Genomic DNA, 5,082 nt, shown 5'->3' on the forward strand with positions numbered 1-5,082 from the left:
TCAGCTTTAAGTTCTCTGACTCCTCGTGAAATTTCAGCTGAAAGAGAGGATACTTTCTTGAATAGGAAACGCTCCTCCTTTTTATGGTGGTACTTCGAAATATATACATCCAGAAAATCGACTATCTTAACGGTTTGGTCAGTATATTTTTTAAGATTGTCTTTTTTAACCATTTCTCCTAAAACATCTATCACTTGCCGAATTATACCATGCTCGTACTGCAATAAGGTGATAGAACCACGCATCGCATGAATTTAGTGTCATCTCTATTATGTATTCCTTTCTCTAAGATATGAGGTAAAAATCCAGATACCAACGAAGGACTTATTTAGAACGTCTATCCCTTCGCACAACGTGCAAGGAGGAGGCAGATGGAGGATGAATTAGAATTAATGATATCATTGGCTCTATCTCAAGGGGCTACTTATGCTGAAGCTAGGTATCAAAATGATATGATTGAAACTAACATACTTAAGAATGGAGAACTTGAACTGGCCACTTCGGATGAGAGAAAAGGTATATCCTTTCGAGCTATAGTTGATGGCGGCTTGGGTTTTGGAGCTATAAATCAAATTGGGAAAAAGGAACTCAGATCCTTAGTAAGCAGAGTCATAAGAGGGGCTAAGGAATCGGGTCGAAGAAACAAAACAAAAATAGCTATGGGTCAAGGGGATCTCGCTGAAGGAAAAATTATATTGAAACCAAGGGTTTCTTTTGAGTCCGTCGATTTAGAATCTAGAATCGACTTATTGCAAGAGATAGATTCTGCTGCCGTAAAAGCAGCTCAGGATTCGAAAATTAAACTGCCGGGAAGATACCTGTCCCTTGATACCCTTCTTACGGAGAAATATTTAATCACATCTGATGGCGCTAAAGTGCATAGCCACGTTCCGAGAGCATCTTTAGATATTTTCCTCAATGCTTATGAGCCTTCCCGCGGCTCCATTCAAAGGTTTCTGAGTCTGGGAGAATCTTCGGGGTGGGAAGCTTTGGAACGTTGGAATGTACCTATGACAGTAGACGAAGAGATTAAAACATTAGCCAATATTTTGTTCAAAGCCGAGGCAGCGAGGGAAGAGCGAGGGGACGTTGTTTTAGGTCCAGAAGTAGTGGGCATAATCAGCCATGAGAGCTCTGGTCATCCAGGAGAAGCAGACCGTATATTGGGAAGAGAGGCGGCACAAGCAGGAGAGACATATCTTACTCGTGAATCTTTAGGTATGAAAGTCGGTTCTGAAGTAGTAAATGTTGTGGAGGATCCAACTCTTCCTAGGTCTTTTGGCTATTATGCAATAGATGATGAAGGCGTACGAGCGAGAAGACGATATCTCATAAAAAACGGAAGAATCGAAGAATTTTTACACAATCGTGAAACTGCTCATGTAATGGGGGTTGGCAGTAACGCCTCAGCTAGGTCAGCTGCTTTTAACAGAGAACCAATAGTCCGTATGTCCAATACATTCGTAGAACCCGGTGATCTAAGCCTAGAAGAGTTGATTGAAGGTGTAGATTATGGTGTCTACATAAAAAATTTCATGGAGTGGAATATAGACGATCGGCGTTATAATCAGCGTTATGTTGGTCTGGAGGCATATCGCATAGAAGACGGCGAGCTTCGCCAGAGGTTAAGAAACCCTGTTCTTGAGGTAACAACTATCGCATTTTGGATGGCCGTCGATGCCGTTGGTAAGGATTTAAAATTCAATGCAGCGACCTGCGGAAAAGGAGATCCCATGCAAGGCATTCCTGTCTGGACGGGGGGCCCTCATATCCGAGCCAAAGGGCTTCATATTGGAGGGTCCGTATGAAAGCAGAAGATATTTGTCAATTGATCTTATCCACTTGCAAATCTCTTGGTGCGCATGATGTTGTAGTCAGCGTAACTCAGTCTGAAAGCTCAATGATACGTTTCTCAAATAATGAAATTACAATTAATAAAGAACTCAGAGAGAGTACGGTGAACCTTTATGTTAACGAACATGGCCGCCGAGCAAGCACCAGCACTGCCAATCTATCTAAAAGATCATTGGAGTCAATGGCCAAGAAGACTGTAGAAACGGCTAGAAAAAGCCCAATTCAATCTATTTATGCTCCTTTACCCAAAGGTCCTTTCAAATATGATTATAAGTTACTAAATTGCCCCCTAATTAACTCAGATCCGAAAATGTTAGTAAGTATGGTTCATCAGGCCATAGAGTCAGCAATCAAGGAAGGGGCAGAGCGTGTCGCTGGGGCGCTTGTCCTTGAAAATAATAAGTTGACTTTGCATACTTCCGCAGACGCTTTTGGGATGATGCGCAAATCAGGTTTGGAAGTTTCTTTGCGAGCCTTTTGCGGTGGTTCCTCAGGGCATTCCGTTAGCGTGTCAGGGAATGAGAAGAATTTTGAACCAATCAAAGCAGGTGAGGAGGCAGGAAGGTTGGCCAAACTTTCCGTATCACCTTCAACGATGGAACCTGGTCTTTATGATGTTGTTTTCGGTCCTTTAACCTTCGCTTCATTCATTAATCAATTGGGTCGAAGTGCTTCAGCTTTCATGGTCGAGGCAGGTCTTTCATTCCTATCCGAAAAGCTAGGAAATAGAATTGGCCCAGAGGAATTGAATGTTTACGACGATCCTACATTACAAGGAACTTATGGCGCAGCTGCATTCGACGCGGAAGGTCTTCCATGTCGAAAGAATGTAATTATTGAAAGAGGAGTGCTGAAGACTTACTTACATAATAGCACAACCGCAGCCAAGGTTGGAGTCGAATCCACGGCTAATGCAGGCCTGATTTCACCCCGAGCTTTCAATTTGGTCGTAGAAGAAGGAAAGCATTCAACGCAAGAATTAATCAAATCGGTAGATAAGGGAATCTTTGTATCAAACAACTGGTATCTGCGATATCAAAATTATACTACAGGTGATTTTAGCACCATACCAAGGGATGCGATGTTCCTCATTGAAAATGGTGAATTCTCGAAGCCGATCAGGGAATTGCGCATCTCAGATAACATGAATCGGATTTTCAAATCAATTTTGGGATTATCCAAGGAAAGAAAATGGGTGCATTGGTGGGAAGTTGAGACGCCAACTCTATCCCCCTCAGCTCTAATCGGGGGAGTTCGCTTCACTAAATCCCGCTAGCTCAGTTCTAAGCTACCAGACCTATAACCTTCTAAATCTAGGCAAACGTATTTAAATCCGATTTTTTTAAAGTCTTTAACTATTTTATCTCGTTTTGTTAATAATAGCAAAAAATCATCCGCGAGCACCTCTATACGAGCAATTTCACCGTGGTGTCTGACACGTACTTGTCTGGAACCCAAATCCTTCAGAATATTCTCAGCCCCTTCAATCTGAGCTAATTTCTCTCTTGTTATCTTTTGCCCATATGGCACACGGGTGGCCAGACATGGAGATGAAGGGCGATTGGCTGATGCCAATCCTATCTTTCCTGCCAAAGATCTAATTTCTTCCTTAGTTAGGCCAACTTCGGAGAGAGGAGATCGAACACCTAGTTCTTGCGCCGCTCTTATCCCATGGCGGTGGGTTTCGAAGTCATCTGCATTCGTACCATCGATAACGTTGAGAAATCCTAGTTCTCTCGCCGCTGAAATAATCATTTTCAATATGTGATTTTTACAGTAGTAGCAACGATCCTCAGGATTACTGATATATTCTTCCAGCTCTAGCTCATTTGTATTCAAAGTTATGAGACGCGCCCCAATCGAAGCAGCCAAGGAAATAGCAGTTTCTCGTTCTCTGGTAGGGAACGCAGGAGAAACCCCCATGAAAGCTACAGCTTTTTCCCCCAGCTCCTCAAGGGCTATTTTAAGAAGGAATGAGGAATCTAACCCTCCAGAATAAGCTACTCCTACCGTACCTAAGGAACGCAATGTTCGTCTTAGTTCATTCAATTTTTGCTCAGCAGTCATCGTTATCGTATAATCAAATACTAAAAATAATCATACCGACACAAATACTCTTTACAACGCAAATAAAAAAATATGGGAATTCTCGATTAAGATAGTATGAGCATACGAGAGGTGCTCAGGCAGTATATCTCTGGTGAACTGAGTGAGGAAGAAGCTGAAAAGCTCTTGCGACTAGACTTTTTAGAGAAGATTGGCAACCATACAGTATTTGATCATGGAAGAGAAGCTAGAAGAGGAATCCCCGAGATCATATTTGGGGAGAGCAAATCTCCTGCTATGGTTGCAGAAATAGTGGCTAGAGCCATAGATGATCGTGAGATTGTGTTGGTTTCTAGAGCGTCAGAAGAACACTTTAAACTGATTCGAGAAATAATCAAAGGGCCTACGGTCATTTATAATGAGAATGCACGTTTAATCACTGTTAAGAAAAAAGAGCTTGTCAGCCACAAAGGGAAAATAGGGATCTTGGCAGCGGGCTCCTCAGATATCACCGTAGCCGAGGAAGCTAAATGCGTTGCCCAAGCTATGGGTGTCAAGGTATTCACTGCATATGATGTCGGTGTTGCGGGACTGCACCGGATTCTAGAACCGTTGAAAATGATGATTAAAGAGAGTGTTGACGCAATAATAGTGGTCGCTGGAATGGAAGGAGCATTACCCTCAGTAGTTTCAGGTCTGACGGACGTTCCAGTTATCGGAGTCCCGACATCAGTTGGATATGGCTACGGAGGAAGAGGGGAAGCGGCCCTTATAAGCATGCTGCAATCATGCTCCCCAGGCTTGGCTGTTGTGAATATTGACAATGGTGTAGGCGCAGGGGCTTTTGCTGCATTGATAGCAAGAAAATGTCATAATCGTTCGAATGATAAGGCGCACTCGCTATGAATATTCAAAATTTCGAAATTAGGGTCATGTCCTACAGTGACCTTTCCAAAGCTCAAGAAATTGCGCAAGAGACTTGGTCAGATATGGCATCTCGAGAATTGGGAAAAAAGATAAAATTACCAATACGTCCCCGTCGACTTTTGGAGGCGTATCTTAAGCAAGAGCCGCATGGCTGTTTTGTAGTAGAATATGAAAGAGATATAATTGGAGCTGCTTATTGTCATACGTGGGGCAAAATTGGTTGGATCGGCCCTTTTGAAATCCTTCCTGAGATGC

6 protein-coding genes are annotated in these 5,082 nt (G+C 42.8%); 4 read left to right on the forward strand and 2 right to left on the reverse strand.

The features are described 5' to 3' along the window. A partial coding sequence (locus QW520_08980; protein MEM0449937.1) for a hypothetical protein occupies positions 1-245 on the reverse strand: 245 nt, incomplete at its 3' end. Positions 246-371: 126 nt separating this feature from the next. Here QW520_08980 and QW520_08985 point away from each other — a divergent pair. After that, complete coding sequence (locus tag QW520_08985; protein ID MEM0449938.1) at positions 372-1,808, forward strand: TldD/PmbA family protein; 1,437 nt, start codon at positions 372-374, stop codon at positions 1,806-1,808. Beyond that, positions 1,805-3,130 (forward strand): TldD/PmbA family protein, encoded by a 1,326-nt coding sequence (locus tag QW520_08990; GenBank protein ID MEM0449939.1) that lies wholly within the window; start codon positions 1,805-1,807, stop codon positions 3,128-3,130. Before QW520_08985 ends, QW520_08990 begins: the two co-directional genes overlap by 4 nt. Here QW520_08990 and larE read toward each other — a convergent pair. Then, positions 3,127-3,921 (reverse strand): ATP-dependent sacrificial sulfur transferase LarE, encoded by a 795-nt coding sequence (gene larE / locus QW520_08995; protein MEM0449940.1) that lies wholly within the window; start codon positions 3,919-3,921, stop codon positions 3,127-3,129. The two genes, QW520_08990 and larE, sit on opposite strands and share 4 nt — an antisense overlap. 96 nt (positions 3,922-4,017) lie before the next feature. Between larE and larB the strand changes: the two genes are divergently transcribed. Together larB and QW520_09005 are read left to right on the forward strand one after the other, a co-directional pair. Beyond that, positions 4,018-4,806 carry a nickel pincer cofactor biosynthesis protein LarB gene (gene larB / locus QW520_09000; protein MEM0449941.1) on the forward strand — a complete coding sequence of 263 codons (789 nt, stop codon included), beginning with the start codon at positions 4,018-4,020 and terminating at the stop codon, positions 4,804-4,806. Next, positions 4,803-5,082: hypothetical protein (locus QW520_09005; GenBank protein MEM0449942.1), on the forward strand; the 280-nt coding region annotated here is incomplete at its 3' end. The genes larB and QW520_09005, both read left to right, overlap by 4 nt.

It is taken from the genome of Methanomassiliicoccales archaeon (assembly GCA_038740345.1).
In the GTDB taxonomy this organism is placed as follows: Archaea; Thermoplasmatota; Thermoplasmata; order Methanomassiliicoccales; family UBA472; genus JAJRAN01.